Consider the following 14,370-nt stretch of genomic DNA (forward strand, 5'->3'; position numbering starts at 1 on the left):
GCTCGCCAAGGCCTATAGTGAGCCGCCCTTCCGCGTGTCTTCTAGCTGGACGGCGCGTGCAGCCGCGCGACGAAGAAGCCGTCGAGCCCGCCCGCGCCGGCGAGCATGTCGGGAAGGGTGCGGATGAAGCCTTTGCTGTCGGGTGTAATCGCTTCGGGCAATTCATCCGCACGTGCAGGCTCGATGGTCCATCCGGCGTGATGATCGAGGAAGGTCGACACCTGATCCTCGCCCTCGGCCTGCTCGAGCGAACAGGTCGCATAGACCAGCGTTCCGCCCGGTTTGACCCAGCGCGCCGCGCGCGCCAGCAGTTCGGCTTGCAGCGCCGCCATTTCCTCGATCTGCCGGGGCTCGATCCGGTGGAGCACGTCGGGATGGCGGCGGAAGATGCCGGTGGCCGAGCAGGGCGCATCGAGCAGCACTGCGTCGGCCTGATCTTCGGGCGCCCACGACCGGATATCGCCTTGGACGATGTCGGCGGACAGGCCGGTACGCTCCATGTTGGCGCGTAGCCGTTCGAGGCGTTTGGCGCTGGAATCAACGGCAACGACATTCCATCCCGCCGCCGCGAGCTGCATCGTCTTGCCGCCCGGCGCGGCGCAGAGGTCGAGCACGGTCCGGCCCTCGCCGGCGCCGAGCAGGCGCGCGGGCAGGCTGGCGGCCAGATCCTGCACCCACCAGCCACCTTCGGCATAGCCGGTCATCGACTCGACCGCCTGACCGCGCGGCAGGCGGCGGTGGCGCGGGGCGAGTGAAATGGCGCCGGGCCATTCGTCCGCGCCCGGCTCGGCGGCGAAGCTGAGGTCGATGGGCGGCGGTGCGCTCCACGCCGCTTCGGCGGCTTCGACCATGGGCAGGCTCCATTGCTCGGCCCAGCGTTCGGCGGTGGGCAGGGGAAGCGTCGCGCGGCCGGGCAGCTGCCATTCTTCCTGCTGCGCGCGCGACAGGATGGCGTGGACTAGCCGTCGCGGCCCGCCATCGACGAGCGGCAAGGCGGTCGATACGACTGCATGGCCGGGGCTTTTGAGCACCAGCAGCTGCGCCAGCGCGATCCGCAGCACAGCGCGCGATTTGACGTCGTCGGGGAGGATTTGCGCCGTCGCACCGTCGATCAGCGCGTCGAGGTCGACCATCCAGCGCAGCGTTTCGGACACGATTGCCACCGCGAAGGCGCGGTCGGTGGCGCTCAGGCCTTGGGTGGCGGCATGCATCGCGATATCCAATGGATCGCCGCGTCGCAGGATCGCGTCGATCAAGCGCAGCGCGGCGCGGCGCGTTGCCGTGCCCGCGGGGTCGGCTCCGCCGGACGGTCGCGGGCGCCGGGGCGGGCGGCGATCAGCCATGACGGGTAACGGCGTGGTTGGCGTGACGCATGAAAAATCCTATAAGGCGGGTATCATGACCGACAGCAGCCAAAATGGAACCATCGGCGGAACGCCGCGCGCTGTAAAGCGCCCTGCGCATGTGAAAGCTCCCGCGGGCTGGACGAACAGCGCGTTGCCGTCGCCCGAACCCATCCGCGAGGAGAAGGCCGAGGACCAACCCGGCGGGCGCAACCCTGTGCGCTATGGCGACTGGGAATTGAAGGGGGTCGCGGTCGACTTCTGATCGGGGCGGCGCCGCGGTTCGGCCGATAATCTGGAAATGGGCCGGAATTTAAATGGCCGCCCTTGCTCAGTGCAGGGGCGGCCACGGTTTTTCGTGATTAGACGGCCGGAAGTTCGGTGTTGAGGGGCATCTTGCCGCTCTTCACCTGTTCGGCGAACACTTCGCGCATCAGTTGAAGCGAGAAGAGGTGCGCGAAAATCAGGGCGAGGATGCCGTTCTGCATCAGCTTGCGCAGCACGTCGCCGCGCAGTTCGCGCAGCTTGTTCTCGTCGACCATCTGGAAGCCGCGATAAACGTAAGGCTTGTCATTGCCTTCCTGTTGGATGGCGACTTCGCCGTCCATCAGGAGGTCGGCTTTCTTCAGTTCGTCCATGAACATGCCGGTGCGCTGGCCGGCTTCTTCGAAATTCTTGCAGAATTCGAGCACGGCCTGAACCTGTTCCGACGGCTGGCCGTCGACGAACAGCGCATCGCCCTCGTCGAACTTGCCGATCGCGCCCGAGGACGGGTCGAAGCACAGCGACAAATCTTCCGAATCGGGCTGGAGCCGCGCGAGCAGGAAGGGGTAGCGGCGGATGTAGGCCGGGACATAGACCGGATTGATCAGCTTGCCTTCGTCGTCGACGAACGTGTTGATGCCTTCGTTCAGACCCATCAGCGCGAGCGGAACCGGATTGTCCCCGGCCGAAAAGACGATCGGGAAGAAGCGGCAAGCCGACACGAACTCGTCCGAGGTCAGCGGGATGGCGTGCTGGCCCACGAGGAATTCGGCGCTGTCGAGCGGACGTGCGTGGAAATCGCCGTGCTCGACGCTCGAAAGCGGGGCAAGGTCCTTATAGAACAGGGGCAGATTGGCAGGTGCGGGCGCGGTGGCCATGTTTGAACTCCGGTAAAGGTCCCGCAGCTTGGGACGAAAAAGGATAAAGCGCCTTATTGACCCGCGCCGCGCGGCGCAAGAGGGCGATGATATGGGGCGGCGATATGCGGTTCAGCGGAGCGAGATGACGGTCAGGTGACCAGCTTGCCGGGATTGAAGAGGCCGGCAGGATCGAACCCGGCCTTGATCCGGCGCAGCGCGGACAAACGTGCCGGGCTGTCGAGCTCGGCGAGGATGTCGCGCTTCATCTGACCGATGCCATGTTCGGCCGAAATCGATCCGCCCAGCTCAAGGACGTGCGAATAGACCAGCCGGCTGACGGATGCGCCATGCTCGGCCAGCCATGCCGCGCCGTCGGTTCCCGCTGGCGGCTGGACATGATGGTGGACATTGCCGTCGCCGAGGTGCCCGAATGATAGGGCCCGTGCCCCCGGAAAGGCCTGCGCCAAGCGCACCGGATTGTCGGCGATGAAGGCGGGCATCAAATCGACGGGCACGCTGACGTCATGCTGCAGTGCCGGCCCTTCAGCCCGTTCCGCTTCCGAAATGGAATCACGCAGACGCCAGAAATCCTCGCTTTCGCGGTCGCTTTTGGCGATCACGACATCGCTGATCAGCCCGGCGTCGAGCGCCGCCGCGAGCTGCTGTTCCAGGGGTTCGCCCAAGGCCCGATCGTTTTCGCCGGCGAGCTCAAGCAGGACATACCACGGCTGTGCGGTCACCAGCGGCGCGCGCGTCTGGGGAATATGGCGCAGCACCGCGTCGAGGCAGGCGTGCGGGATCAGCTCGAACCCCTCAAGCTCGCGCCCGATCGCGGCATCGACACGGCGCAGCAGCAGCAGCGCGCATTCGGGGGAACCGATCCCGATCCACGCCGTTCGCCGTGCGGCAGCGGTGGGAACCAGATGCAGCGACGCGGCGGTGACGATCCCAAGCGTTCCCTCGGCGCCGCAAAACAGGTGCCGCAGGTCATAGCCGCGATTATCTTTCTTGAGCGGGGCCAGCCCGTCGAAAATGCTGCCGTCGGGCAGAACGGCTTCGATACCCGCTACCAGCGCGCGCATCGACCCGTGGCGGAGTACCTGGGTTCCGCCGGCGTTGGTCGATACCAGCCCGCCGATCGTCGCCGAGCCTTTGCCCCCAAGGGTAAGCGGAAAGCGGAGCCCGTGCGCGAGGACGGCGCCGTGGAAATTCTCCAGGATCACGCCCGCCTCGGCAACGGCGAGCTGCCCCGCCTTGTCGACATGGCGTATCCGGTTCATACGCCGCAGGCTGAGCAACAGCTGGTCGCCGCTGGCATCGGGGGTCGCGCCGCCGACCATGCCGCTGTTGCCGCCTTGGGGAACCAGCGCGACCTCGGCCTCGGCGCAGAGGCGCACGATGGAGGCGACTTCGTCGGTGGTCGCGGGCGACAGCATTGCGGGGGCGCGGCCGTGATATTTGCCGCGCCAGTCGGTCAGCCAGGGCGCCATCGCATCCGGGTCGGCGCTATAGCCTTTGGGGCCGAGCAAATTTGCGAATTTATCGAGCAAAGATTCAGATGGCGGGCGCGTCATGCCGGTCCACTCCGGAAATTTCCTGCCTCACAAGCGGGCAGAGGGTGACAGCAGTTCATTTGATGTTCAATCATCCTTGTTAAAGAGGGCGATGGACGAATAGTATCTTTTCGTCCAGCGGGCATGGACGCGGGAGCCATAAGTGAGCGAAATCTTCGGTCAGGACGCCAAAGGAGCGGCGGCGGGGCTGTGCTGACGGCGGCGTTCCTGTGGTTCGTGGCCGCGGTGCCAGCGGCTGACGCGGCGGTGCCCGTTGCGGCACCGGAGCCGTTGGTGGCGATCTCGGCGCCGACGCCCGAACAGGCTTCGTCCTTTTGGCAGGTGGTGATCGAGCAGCAGTTAATCATCCGTGTCCCGGCCCAGCGTTCGCAGATCAATAATTTCGCCGCAGGCCCTTCGGCGTCCAGGCGCGCGACTGAACTGCCGGTCGTCTGGAAAGAGAAAAAGGCGCCAAAATGCGTCGCTATGCGCAATATTTTGGGGATGCAGGCGGTCCAGCGCGACAGCATCGATATCATTACGCGGCAGAAGCAGCGGCTGCGCGCACAGCTTAACCGCGGTTGCCGCGCGCTCGATTTTTATGCCGGTTTCTACATGCAGGGCAGCAAGGACGGAAAACTGTGCGAGGATCGCGATCAGATCCACGCCCGGACCGGCGCAAAATGCGAGATCGACAAGTTCCGGCTGATGGTTCCGGTCCGCGAAGACGACTAGGTTCAGACCATAGTCGCGTTTATCGCGGCCTTTCCTTGACTTTTCCCTGCCATTTGCCCAATGGCCGCGGCAACGTCCGCCTGCGTGGGAGGCTGGGCGCCAACTCTTTTCCGGACATGATGATCTTATGAAATTTGCCGACATCGGCCTTTCCGACGAACTTTTGCGCGCGATCGACGAGTCGGGCTATAATGAAGCGACCCCGATCCAGGCGGGCGTCATTCCGTCGGTCTTGATGATGCGCGACATCATCGGCATCGCCCAGACGGGCACGGGCAAGACCGCGTCGTTCGTGCTGCCGATGATCGATATCCTCGCCCACGGCCGCGCCCGCGCGCTGATGCCGCGCTCGCTGATCCTCGCGCCGACGCGCGAACTTGCCGCGCAGGTCGCTGAAAATTTTGAAAAATACGGCAAGTATCACAAGCTTTCGATGGCGCTGCTGATCGGCGGCGTGCAGATGGGCGATCAGGTCAAGGCGCTCGAAAAGGGCGTCGACGTGTTGATCGCGACGCCGGGCCGCCTGATGGACCTGTTCGAACGCGGGAAGATCTTGCTGACCGGTTGCAACCTGCTCGTGATCGACGAGGCCGACCGGATGCTCGACATGGGCTTCATCCCCGACATCGAGAATATCTGCACCAAGCTGCCGGCGACTCGGCAGACCCTGTTGTTCTCGGCAACGATGCCGCCGCCGATCAAGAAACTCGCCGACAAGTTCCTGTCGAACCCGAAGACGATCGAGGTCGCGCGTCCGGCAAGCCGGAACGAGAATATCGAGCAGTTCCTGGTCAAGACATCAGAACGCAACAAGCGCGATACGCTTCGCGATCTGCTCGAGGCCGAGGACATCGCTACCGCGATCATCTTCTGCAATCGCAAGACGACGGTGCGTGAACTCGCGAAATCGCTCCAGCGTTATCGCTACAAGGCGGGCGAGATCCACGGCGACATGGATCAGTCGAGCCGCATCGCCGAGCTCGACCGGTTCAAGGCGGGCACGATCAACATCCTGGTCGCATCGGACGTCGCGGCGCGCGGTCTCGACGTCAAGGGCGTCAGCCACGTCTTCAATTTCGATGCTCCGTGGCACCCCGACGATTATGTCCACCGCATCGGCCGCACCGGCCGTGCAGGCGCCAAGGGGCGCGCGTTTACGCTGATGACCCCGTCGGATGACGAGGCGATCGACAATATCCAGAAGCTGACCGGCTACAAGATTCCGATTCACGGAACCGGTGCGCCGGCGGCCGATGTCGCCAAGCCCGACCGCGATGCGGAAGAAGGCGAACCGCGACGCGGACGTTCGCGCGGTGGACGTGGCAAAGCTGCTGCGAAGCCCGAGAAGGCACCGGCGCGTCCGGCACCGGCGGCCGAAGCGCAGCCTGCGAAGCCGCGCGAAGACCGGAAACCGCGCGGCGATCGCAAACCGGCGCCCGCCCGGCAGGATGATCTGGACGGCCCCGACGATGGCTGGAACGGCCCCATGCCGGGGTTCCTGTCGGTCGGTTTCGACAACTGATCATTCAACGTCGCCCCGCCTTCGCGGGAGCGACGAGGATTGCTTCGGTCAGAGTCTGACCAGCATTTTTCCCATATTGCTGCCGGAGAACAGGCCGAGGAAGGCGTCGGGCGCCGATGCCAACCCGTCATGCACGGTTTCGCGCATCGTTACCGCTCCGCTGGCGATCAACCCGCCCATGTCGGCATAGAATTCTTCCATGCAGTCGATGAACTGGTCGGTGTAGATGAAGCCTTCCATGCGGATCCGCGCCGGGATCGCGCGGATGATATATTTCATCTCCTGCGGCTTCGCGTCGTTGTAGACGTCGATCATGCCGCAGATCGCGAAGCGCGCAAAATCATTCGCCGTCGCAAAGGCCGCGTCGAGATGTTCACCGCCGACATTGTCGAAATAGACGTCGATGCCCGGCTTGCCGAGGCGTTCGAGCGTGGCGGCGAGTTGGGGGAGCACCGGCCCCGCCTTGTAATCGATCGCTGCGTCCGCCCCGAGATCGAGGGCCCAGGCGCATTTGTCCGCGCCGCCGGCCGAGCCGATCACCGTCATTTCGCGCGCCTTGGCGATCTGCACGACCGCCGAACCGACCGCGCCTGCAGCGGCCGAGACGAATATCGTATCGCCGGGCTTGGCCGCCGCGATGCGGAGCAGGCCGATCCATGCGGTTCCGCCGGTCAGGCCCATATTGTGCAGAAAGGTTTGCGGGGTCAGACCCGCAGCCAGCATGTCGCCGGGCAGCTTGTTCGGCATCATGTCGAGGCCGATGACGCCGCCGTCGCGCCAACCGCCCATGTGAAGGATCAGGTCGCCGGGAGCAAAGCCCTCCATCCTGCTTTCGACGACTTCGCCGATCGCCCCGCCGGTCATCGGCTGGTTGATCTGGAAGCTGGCGGCATAGCTTTTGGCGTCGTTCATTCGCCCGCGCATGTACGGATCGACCGACAGCCAGAGATTGCGGATGCGAAGCTGGTCCTTTTCGAGCGGCGCGTCGGGCACCTCGCGCAACGCGAAATTGTCGATCGTCGGCAGCCCCTGCGGACGACTGGTCAAATGCCATGCCTTGGCCATCGGAATCTCCCCATTCCTAATTTCACCGGCGACGGTGGCAATCGTCGGAAAAGCCGTTGCCACCGCCAATCAGCGTCGTTAAGACCCTGCCAGTCGCGGGGCCGTAGCTCAGATGGGAGAGCGCTGCAATCGCACTGCAGAGGTCAGGGGTTCGATTCCCCTCGGCTCCACCAGCGACCGATCAGCCGACAAAATCGCGAATCATATTCTTCGCGATGACTAGCTGCTGGATCTGCGTCGTTCCTTCATAAATCCGGTAAATGCGGCAGTCGCGATAGAAGCGTTCGGCCAGATATTCCTTGAGATAACCCGCGCCGCCGTGGATCTGCACGACGCGGTCGGCAACGCGGCCGCACATTTCGCTGGCGAACATCTTGGTCGCCGCGGCCTCGACGAGGATTTTCTCGCCGCGGTCGGCGCGCGCGCAGGCATCGGCGAGCATGCATTCGGCGGCATAGATTTCGGCCTTGCTGTCGGCGAGCATCGCCTGGATCAGCTGGAAGTTCGCGATCGGCTCACCGAACGCCTTGCGCTCCATTGCGTATTTGAGGCCGGCGTCGAGCATGCGCTTAGCATAGCCGACGCTGGCGGCGGCGACCGACAATCGCCCGTTGTCGAGGCTCTGCATCGCGGCGCGGAAACCGATGCCTTCCTCGCCGCCGAGCAGCGCGTCGCCATCGACGTGTACATCCTCGAGGATCACGTCGGCGATCTGCGATCCGGCCTGGCCCATCTTGCCGTCGGGTTTGCCGATCGACACGCCCGGCGCGTCGCGCGGGACCATGAAGGCGCTGACATGGGCGTTCTTGGGGAGCGCCTCGGCATTGGTGCGCGCCATGACGAGGATGACGTCGGCAAAGGGGGCGTTGGTGATGTAGCGCTTGGTGCCGTTCAGCACATAACCATTGCCTTCGCGTACCGCGCGCGTTTTCATTGCGGCGCTGTCCGATCCGCTGTCGGGCTCGGTAAGACCGAAGGCGGCGATTTCTCCGGCGGCGAGCTTGGGCAGCCAATGCTCCTTTTGCTGCGCGGTGCCGAACCCGACGAGCGACTTGCACACCATGCCGATGTTGATCGAGACGATCGAACGATAGGCGGGCGAGGCGTAGGCGATCTCGCGGATAAAGCCGACATATTGGCTGACGTTCATGCCCGCGCCGCCATATTCCTCGGGCATCGTAACGCCGAACAGGCCCATCTCGCGCATTTCGGCGAGGATATCGTCGGGAACGCGGCCGAGCTCTTCGAGCTGGTCTTCCGCCGGGATTAGCCGTTCGCGGACATAGCGCTGCAGCTGTTCGATGAAGGCATCATAGATGTCGGCGTCCATTCCCGGATTGCTCATTATCTTCCTGTCCCTTGGTCTATTGTTCTGCGTAGGTGTCGATCGCCGAGAAAATACGCGTGAGTTGCGCGCGTTCGTCCGCGTCGATGTCGGGGCGCCAGATTTCGAACAGCAAGATCGTGCGGTCGCTGGTGCCGCGGTTCCACGCTTCATGCTCGAAACTGTCGTCGAAGATCAGCATCTCGCCTTCGCGCCAGCTACGCGTTTCGGCGCCGACACGCAGGCCGCAGCCATCTGGGACGATCAGTGGCAGATGGCAGATAAGGCGCGTGTTGAGCAGGCCGTGATGCGGCTGGATATGCGTGCCGGGCGTGAGGCGCGAGAAGAGCGCGATCGGTGCGCTTCCCGGGATCGCCGGCTGCGGCGCCTGTTCGAGCGCGGCGAGGGTGGCGGGGCAGAGTTCGTCCATGCCGTCGGCGACGACCCCGTCTTTCCACAGCCACGCGGCGCCCCAGTCGGGTTTGTCGAGCAAGGGGTTGTTGGGCGGCGGGCGATCGGCGCTGGCGGTTACATAGGGACCGAAGCGATCGGATGAATTGTCGATCATGGCCAGCAGTTCGGCGCGGATCGCATCCGTTGCGGCTTCGACTGCGGGAACCCAATCGAAGCCGGCACAGTCGAAAAAGGGCCGCTGCGCGAGGCCGGGGAAGTAGAACATGCTGGGCTGTTGCAGATAGAGCGGCTGTTCGCCCGCAAGCATTCGAAGGGCCTCGGCGACGCGCGGCGTTGCGGTGCCGGCGTCGATCCCTGCGCCGCGCAATTGGCCGAGGAGATGGTCGGCAAAGGCACGATCGGTTTCGGCGAGGAATTGCTCGGCGCGCTGGAGGCCGGGGTGAAGGGCAGGGGGGACACTGCGGGCTTGGGCTGCGGTTCCGAGCGCTAACCGGTAAAAGCTCCCCGCCGCGCGATCATCGGCGAGGCGGCGCTTGAGCTCCGCCATGGCAAGCAGCACCGCGATATTGCCGCGGTCGGCGCGGATCGCATCGTCGAGCGCCGCGGTTTCCGCCGCAATATCGCCGCGGCGATGGGCGTCGCGTGCCCGGTCCAGCCATGTCGTCTGCTGCGTCATGGCCCTTGCCATAACGCAGCATCGGACCTTTGCAAGCGACGCCCCGCGATGATCAGGCTGCAGTAAGGGAAGCTTCGGGCGGCCTGGTCGCGCCGCGGAGCCATTTCCGCGCTCCGAGCAGCGGTCGGGTTCTCCAGATCGCCAGCAGCAGCGCGAAGAGCACCGCCCATGGCAGGATGGCGGCGCCAACGACAAGGAGGAAGGACAGCATCACGCTGCCGCTGTGAACCAGCATGTTCAACGCGTCGCTGAACGGGTTGCCATAGCCGATGCCGGGCAGCCCACCGGTGCCGACGTAATCGAATTGCATCGGTGTCGTAGCGAGCATGGCCTCGCCGGTCCGCCGTGTATCGCTTTCGCCGTCCAGTTGCCGGCGCATTCCTGCGATCTGTTGCTGCAATTCGGCGCGCTCGCGATCGCCGAGACCTCCCTGCTTGAGCCGCTTTTCGAGGCGCGCGATCTCGGCGTTAAGGTTGGCGCTGCGGCGCTGCGAGTCGCTGATCTGGGTCCCAACGTCCTCGCCGCTGATCCGCGTCGCCGCGAGTACACCTTCTGCCTTTTCGACGCTCGCGAGGGCGTCGCGGCCGAATTTGCGGGCTATTGCAGGATCGAGTTTGAAGAGGAGCTGCGCTTCGACCTCATTTTCGCGCACCAGACGATACGTCATCCCGGCGATGCGGCAGCGGTTGATCCCCAGTGCTTCGCACGCGGCGGCATGTTCCTCTTGGACCTTTGCAATGCGATTGTCGTCGAGACGGAAGGCATAGGAATAGTTGAACGCGACGCCGGGTGCCGACGAGACGCCGATATTGGGGCTGCGCATCGCGCCCGGGGGAGCGGCCACGGGCGCGGGAATGGACTGGGTTGGCACCGCTTCGGAGGCATCGATCGGGGCCATATCATAGGCAGGAGCTTCTCTCAGGGATTCTGAGTTTTTTTCCGAACAGCCGACCAGGGCGAGCGCCATCGCGCCCGCTAAGAGCTTGGTTTTCATGAAGTCTCTCCCAACATGCGACTCGTGGCCGCATGATATGACATATCATAATTGAAAGAGTAGACAATCGATTTCAAGCGAGCTTGACGAAGCTGTCCAATACCCTCTTGGTGCCCGCTTGTTCGAACTCGACTTCCAGCTTGTTGCCGTCGATGTCGGTGATGCCGCCATAGCCGAATTTCTCGTGAAACACGCGCATCCCGATCGCGAGGTCGGCGCGAGCCTTGGCGCCTACCGAAGCGGCGGGCCCCTTTTCACTGGGCGCAGGCGCGCGCGTGACGGTCGATGATGAGGCGACCGCGCGCTGCCACGCCGGGCCGCGTGTCATCGTCCGCGCCGTCTGTCGTTCTGCGACATGCGCGAAGGGATCGCCCTGCGCCGACCAGTTGGCACGCCACAGGCTTTGCCCGCCGCCGAAGCTGTTCTCGCTATCGACATGCTCGGGCGGGATTTCGGCGATGAAGCGGCTGGGGATGCTGCTCACCCACTGGCCATAGATGCGCCGGTTGGCGGCGTGATAAATGCTCGCGCGCTCGCGCGCCCGCGTGATCGCGACATAGGCGAGGCGGCGCTCCTCTTCGAGGCTTTGCGTGCCACCTTCGTCCATCGAGCGTTGCGACGGGAAGACGCCATCCTCCCATCCGGCAAGGAAGACATGGTCGAACTCAAGCCCCTTGGCGGCGTGTATCGTCATGATCGTCACGGTTTCGGTGGTGTCGTTGTTGTCGCGGTCCATGACGAGGCTGACATGTTCGAGGAACGCCTCGAGCGATTCATATTCCTCCATCGCGCGGACCAGTTCGGAGAGGTTCTCAAGCCGGCCTGCGGCCTCGACGCTGCGGTCGGCCTGAAGCATCGCGGTGTAACCCGATTCGTCGAGGATCAGCTGGGCGAGCTCGGGATGCGACAGCTCGTTTGCCTTTGCCTGCCAACCCCGCATCTGCGCGACGAAACTCACGAGCTGGCGGCGTGCCTGCGGCGTCAGCTCGTCGGTTTCGGTGATGCGCGAAGCGGCATGAAGGAGCGGCGTGCCCTCGATACGCGCAAACTGGTGGATGCGCGCGAGCGCCTTGTCGCCGAGCCCGCGCTTCGGCGTGTTGATGATCCGCTCGAACGCGAGATCGTCGGCGCTCGACTGGACGAGGCGAAGATAGGCGAGGGCGTCGCGGATTTCAGCGCGCTCATAGAAGCGGAACCCGCCGACGATCCGGTACGGCATGCCTATCGCGATAAAGCGGTCCTCGAACTCGCGCGTCTGGAACTGCGCGCGCACGAGGATCGCGGCGCGGTCGAGCGAGACGCGTCGGCGCTGGAGCGTCTCCAACTCCTCGCCAATCCGTCGGGCCTCCTCGGGGCCATCCCACACCCCGACGACGCGGAGTTTGTCGCCGGGTTCGAGGTCGGTCCACAGCGTCTTGCCGAGGCGGCCGGAATTCTGCGCGATCAGCGCCGACGCGGCGGCAAGAATCTGCGGCGTCGAGCGATAATTCTGCTCGAGGCGGATCACCGTCGCGCCGGGGAAATCCTTTTCGAAACGCAGGATGTTCGCGACCTCGGCGCCGCGCCACGAATAGATCGACTGGTCATCGTCGCCCACGCAGCAGATATTCTTCCGTTGCTGCGCGAGCAGGCGGAGCCAGAGATACTGGCTGGCGTTGGTGTCCTGATATTCGTCGACGAGGATATATTTGAAGCGATCCTGATATTGCGCGAGCACGTCGCGGTGGGTCTTGAGGATCACCAGCATGTGGAGCAGCAGGTCGCCGAAATCGCAGGCGTTGAGTGTCTTCAGCCGCGCCTGATACAGCGCATAGAAATGCTGGCCCTTGCCCTCGGCGTAGGATTCCTTGTCGGCGGCGTCGAGATCGGCGGGAACGAGGCCGCGATTCTTCCATTTATCGATGAGGCCGGCGAGCTGGCGCGCGGGCCAGCGCTTCTCGTCGAGCCCCTCGGCCTGGATCAGCTGTTTGAGGACGCGGAGCTGGTCGTCGGTGTCGAGGATGGTGAAATTGCTCTGCAGCCCGACCAGTTCGGCGTGGCGGCGTAGCATCTTCGCCGCGATGCTGTGGAAGGTGCCGAGCCATGGCATGCCTTCGACGACGTCGCCGACCATCCGCCCGATGCGCTCGCGCATCTCGCGCGCCGCCTTGTTGGTGAAGGTCACCGCGAGGATTTCGGACGGCCAGGCGCGGCGCGTCGCCATGATGTGCGCGAGGCGCGCGGTCAGCGCCGCGGTCTTGCCGGTTCCCGCACCCGCGAGCATCAGCACCGGGCCTTCCGTGGTCAACACCGCTTGGCGCTGCGGGCCGTTGAGGCCCTGCAGATAGGGCGGGTCCGACGGGGCGGGCGTGGGCAGATCGGGCAGGGAGGCAGGGGTATCGTTCACGCGCGAACGATTAGGGAACAGCGAGCAGGCTGTCCAGTGCGGTGAGGCGAGAGGAAGCGCCCGTTCCAGTGCGCCTCAACTCGTCGATCGTCGCGAGCGCCATTGCGCGATAGGCGGGCAGAAGCTTCGGCGAATATGCAGCGAGGGCGTCGATATGGTCGCTTATCGTCCGGTCATCGCCGCGCAGCAACGGCCCCGATAAACCCGCAAAACCCTGATCGAGACAGTTTTCCAGCGCTGCCCGGACAAGCGGAGCGAGCAGCGCCGCCGGATCATCAACCCCGGCATCGGCCAGCGCGTCCGATGCACCGGTGATCAGCGTCACCAGATGGTTGGACGCATGGCACAATGCGGCGTGATAGAGCGCGCGCCGTTCCTCGGCGATTTCGACGGCGACGCCGTTCAACAGACCGACAATATGTTTGGCCTGACCGGTGGCTTCGGGTGTCGAGCCGGTGATCGCGAACCGCGCCCCGGCCATGCGCCGCGCCTCACTTTCGGGGTGTCCGGTGAAGGTCATCGCGGGATGCACCGCAGCCGTCAGCCCGCCCGCCGCGCGGACCGGTTCGAGAATCGCCGCGCCGCTGCGCCCGCTGACGTGGAAGACGAAGGGTGTGCGGTCCGTCGGCAGCATCTTTCTCATGCCAGAGGCAACCTCTGCCAAGGCGTCGTCCGACACCGCGATAGCGATGAAGTCGCACGCGGCCATCACGCGATCAGCGCCCGCGGCGACGTCGGCACAGCCGACCCGCGCCGCGGCAGCGCGTGTATGTTCGGGGGAGCGGCTCCAGAGCAGCGGCGGGGCGGCCGAATGTGCTGCGAACGCGATGGCGAGCGCCTGCGCGACGCGGCCCGCGCCGATGATACCGAACTGGCGGGATGGGGGATTGTCCATGCCAGCGCTGTAACGTGTCGGCGGCGGTTTCGCCAATGCGGCGAACGGGCAGCTTTCGTCACGGCTTTCGATTGACCAATAGCTATACGAACCATATATGATTCGTATAGCCATCAACTGGAAAAGAAGCCCATGGGCATTGTGAAAATCGACGACGACCTGCATGAGGAAGCGCGGCGCGCCAGCACGGTGATGTGCCGGTCGATCAATGCGCAGGCCGAGTTCTGGATGAAGATCGGTATGCTGGCCGAAGCCAATCCGACCCTGTCCTTCAACGATATCGTGCAGTCGCAGCTCGTTGCGGCGCAGGTACGCCTCGTGGACGTGGCCGCCGCCTGA

At 64.6% G+C, this 14,370-nt stretch carries 13 protein-coding genes and 1 tRNA gene; 5 read left to right on the forward strand and 9 right to left on the reverse strand.

The window, feature by feature from the left end; all coding sequences use genetic code 11:
- Window positions 1-41: 41 nt before the first annotated feature.
- Window positions 42-1,343, reverse strand: coding sequence for an RsmB/NOP family class I SAM-dependent RNA methyltransferase (locus tag FG91_RS11915; protein WP_037515167.1), 1,302 nt, complete (start codon window positions 1,341-1,343; stop codon window positions 42-44).
- 55 nt (window positions 1,344-1,398) lie between these two features.
- Here FG91_RS11915 and FG91_RS11920 point away from each other — a divergent pair, with 55 nt between their 5' ends.
- A complete protein-coding gene (locus tag FG91_RS11920) occupies window positions 1,399-1,608 on the forward strand; it encodes a DUF1674 domain-containing protein (protein WP_052187555.1) in 210 nt (69 codons plus the stop codon).
- Window positions 1,609-1,705: 97 nt separating this feature from the next.
- Here the strand turns inward: FG91_RS11920 and FG91_RS11925 are convergent, their stop codons facing one another.
- Both FG91_RS11925 and FG91_RS11930 read right to left on the reverse strand, forming a co-directional pair.
- On the reverse strand, window positions 1,706-2,485 hold the full coding sequence (locus FG91_RS11925; protein WP_037515169.1) for a SapC family protein: 780 nt from the start codon (window positions 2,483-2,485) through the stop codon (window positions 1,706-1,708).
- 131 nt (window positions 2,486-2,616) lie between these two features.
- Window positions 2,617-4,041, reverse strand: a complete 1,425-nt coding sequence (locus FG91_RS11930; RefSeq protein ID WP_037515170.1) for an FAD-binding oxidoreductase — start codon at window positions 4,039-4,041, stop codon at window positions 2,617-2,619.
- 189 nt (window positions 4,042-4,230) lie between these two features.
- Between FG91_RS11930 and FG91_RS11935 the strand changes: the two genes are divergently transcribed.
- A complete protein-coding gene (locus tag FG91_RS11935) occupies window positions 4,231-4,755 on the forward strand; it encodes a hypothetical protein (protein WP_052187533.1) in 525 nt (174 codons plus the stop codon).
- A gap of 127 nt (window positions 4,756-4,882) precedes the next feature.
- Window positions 4,883-6,277: a DEAD/DEAH box helicase gene (locus FG91_RS11940; protein WP_037515173.1), complete on the forward strand. Its 1,395-nt coding sequence runs from the start codon at window positions 4,883-4,885 to the stop codon at window positions 6,275-6,277.
- Between the two features lie 48 nt (window positions 6,278-6,325).
- Here FG91_RS11940 and FG91_RS11945 read toward each other — a convergent pair whose 3' ends face one another.
- The gene (locus FG91_RS11945; RefSeq protein ID WP_081940560.1) at window positions 6,326-7,342 is read right to left on the reverse strand and encodes an NADP-dependent oxidoreductase; all 1,017 of its coding nucleotides are present in this window, start codon (window positions 7,340-7,342) and stop codon (window positions 6,326-6,328) included.
- Window positions 7,343-7,439: 97 nt separating this feature from the next.
- Between FG91_RS11945 and FG91_RS11950 the strand changes: the two genes are divergently transcribed.
- A tRNA-Ala gene (locus tag FG91_RS11950) sits at window positions 7,440-7,515 on the forward strand.
- A gap of 8 nt (window positions 7,516-7,523) precedes the next feature.
- Here FG91_RS11950 and FG91_RS11955 read toward each other — a convergent pair.
- The 5 genes from FG91_RS11955 to FG91_RS11975 all read right to left on the reverse strand — a co-directional run bounded on the left by FG91_RS11955 (window position 7,524) and on the right by FG91_RS11975 (window position 14,031).
- Complete coding sequence (locus tag FG91_RS11955) at window positions 7,524-8,687, reverse strand: acyl-CoA dehydrogenase family protein (RefSeq protein ID WP_037515175.1); 1,164 nt, start codon at window positions 8,685-8,687, stop codon at window positions 7,524-7,526.
- 19 nt (window positions 8,688-8,706) lie between these two features.
- Window positions 8,707-9,756, reverse strand: coding sequence for an aspartyl/asparaginyl beta-hydroxylase domain-containing protein (locus FG91_RS11960; RefSeq protein ID WP_235212019.1), 1,050 nt, complete (start codon window positions 9,754-9,756; stop codon window positions 8,707-8,709).
- A gap of 52 nt (window positions 9,757-9,808) precedes the next feature.
- Window positions 9,809-10,750: a DUF4349 domain-containing protein gene (locus FG91_RS11965; protein WP_081940562.1), complete on the reverse strand. Its 942-nt coding sequence runs from the start codon at window positions 10,748-10,750 to the stop codon at window positions 9,809-9,811.
- 73 nt (window positions 10,751-10,823) lie between these two features.
- Window positions 10,824-13,136, reverse strand: coding sequence for an ATP-dependent helicase (locus FG91_RS11970; protein WP_235212020.1), 2,313 nt, complete (start codon window positions 13,134-13,136; stop codon window positions 10,824-10,826).
- Window positions 13,137-13,146: 10 nt separating this feature from the next.
- Complete coding sequence (locus FG91_RS11975) at window positions 13,147-14,031, reverse strand: Rossmann-like and DUF2520 domain-containing protein (RefSeq protein ID WP_037515179.1); 885 nt, start codon at window positions 14,029-14,031, stop codon at window positions 13,147-13,149.
- A 132-nt stretch (window positions 14,032-14,163) separates the two neighbouring features.
- Between FG91_RS11975 and FG91_RS11980 the strand changes: the two genes are divergently transcribed.
- Window positions 14,164-14,370 carry a ParD-like family protein gene (locus FG91_RS11980; RefSeq protein WP_037515180.1) on the forward strand — a complete coding sequence of 69 codons (207 nt, stop codon included), beginning with the start codon at window positions 14,164-14,166 and terminating at the stop codon, window positions 14,368-14,370.

The organism is Sphingopyxis sp. LC81 (assembly GCF_000756375.1).
In the GTDB taxonomy this organism is placed as follows: domain Bacteria; phylum Pseudomonadota; class Alphaproteobacteria; order Sphingomonadales; family Sphingomonadaceae; genus Sphingopyxis.

What these genes read in the sequence shown, in the direction of transcription:
- FG91_RS11960 (WP_235212019.1), bottom strand. Translation starts at nt 9,756, where the DNA reads ATGACGCAGCAGACGACATGGCTGGACCGGGCACGCGACGCCCATCGC.
- FG91_RS11930 (WP_037515170.1), bottom strand. Translation starts at nt 4,041, where the DNA reads ATGACGCGCCCGCCATCTGAATCTTTGCTCGATAAATTCGCAAATTTG.
- FG91_RS11945 (WP_081940560.1), bottom strand. Translation starts at nt 7,342, where the DNA reads ATGGCCAAGGCATGGCATTTGACCAGTCGTCCGCAGGGGCTGCCGACG.
- FG91_RS11975 (WP_037515179.1), bottom strand. Translation starts at nt 14,031, where the DNA reads ATGGACAATCCCCCATCCCGCCAGTTCGGTATCATCGGCGCGGGCCGC.
- FG91_RS11980 (WP_037515180.1), top strand. Translation starts at nt 14,164, where the DNA reads ATGGGCATTGTGAAAATCGACGACGACCTGCATGAGGAAGCGCGGCGC.
- FG91_RS11920 (WP_052187555.1), top strand. Translation starts at nt 1,399, where the DNA reads ATGACCGACAGCAGCCAAAATGGAACCATCGGCGGAACGCCGCGCGCT.
- FG91_RS11965 (WP_081940562.1), bottom strand. Translation starts at nt 10,750, where the DNA reads ATGAAAACCAAGCTCTTAGCGGGCGCGATGGCGCTCGCCCTGGTCGGC.
- FG91_RS11925 (WP_037515169.1), bottom strand. Translation starts at nt 2,485, where the DNA reads ATGGCCACCGCGCCCGCACCTGCCAATCTGCCCCTGTTCTATAAGGAC.
- FG91_RS11955 (WP_037515175.1), bottom strand. Translation starts at nt 8,687, where the DNA reads ATGAGCAATCCGGGAATGGACGCCGACATCTATGATGCCTTCATCGAA.
- FG91_RS11915 (WP_037515167.1), bottom strand. Translation starts at nt 1,343, where the DNA reads ATGGCTGATCGCCGCCCGCCCCGGCGCCCGCGACCGTCCGGCGGAGCC.
- FG91_RS11940 (WP_037515173.1), top strand. Translation starts at nt 4,883, where the DNA reads ATGAAATTTGCCGACATCGGCCTTTCCGACGAACTTTTGCGCGCGATC.